2 protein-coding genes are annotated in these 675 nt (G+C 74.7%); both read left to right on the top strand.

Annotation, left to right across the window (positions count from 1 at the left end):
- Positions 1-351, top strand: a 351-nt coding sequence (locus tag ACFR9S_RS13035) for an ATP-binding cassette domain-containing protein (RefSeq protein WP_379818839.1), incomplete at its 5' end; no start/stop codon positions are given.
- A partial coding sequence (locus tag ACFR9S_RS13030; protein ID WP_379818838.1) for a CbiQ family ECF transporter T component occupies positions 351-675 on the top strand: 325 nt, incomplete at its 3' end. The genes ACFR9S_RS13035 and ACFR9S_RS13030, both read left to right, overlap by 1 nt.

Here is a 675-nt window from a genome sequence, read left to right as displayed (position 1 = left end):
GACGGCCGCGAGGCCGACCGGATCGAGTCGCTGTCGGGCGGCGAGCGCGAGCGCCTCGCGGTCGCGGGGGCGCTGGCGATGGAGCCGGACCACCTCGTGCTCGACGAGCCGTTCACCGGGCTCGATTCGCCCGCACGCGACCGCCTGCTCGGGCACCTGCGCGAGCTTCACGCCGACGGCACGGGACTGATCGTGGTCACCCACGACCTCCGGGACCTGCTCGGCGACGCCGAGCGCGTGGTCTGTCTTGCCGACGGGCGGGTCGTCGTCGACGCACCCCCCGACGAGGCGGCCGCCGAACTGCCCGACTACGGCGTCCGCGCCCCCGAAACCGAGGCGACAGCCGACTGATGCTCCGCTACGAGCCCGGCGACTCGCTCGCCCACCGACTCGACCCGCGGACGAAGCTGGCGGTCCAGCTCGCGTTCGCCGCCGCCGCGTTCGCCCACACCGACCCGCAGGGGCTGGCGGTCCTGACCGTCGTGACCGGCGTGGCGCTCGCGAGCGCGCATCTCACGCCCGTCTCGGTGCTGTGGGGCTACCGCTTCCTGCTCCCGCTGCTCGCGGCCGCGGTGCTGTTCGAGTTGGTGACGCTCGGCCCGCCGTGGATCGAGCCGGCTGCGGCGGTCGACCCCCTGCTCGCGAGCTACCGGACGCTGCTGATCGTCGCCGTCG

The organism is Halolamina salina, assembly GCF_042678005.1.
In the GTDB taxonomy this organism is placed as follows: domain Archaea; phylum Halobacteriota; class Halobacteria; order Halobacteriales; family Haloferacaceae; genus Halolamina; species Halolamina salina.
This window is presented reverse-complemented; position numbering and strand designations above follow the sequence as displayed.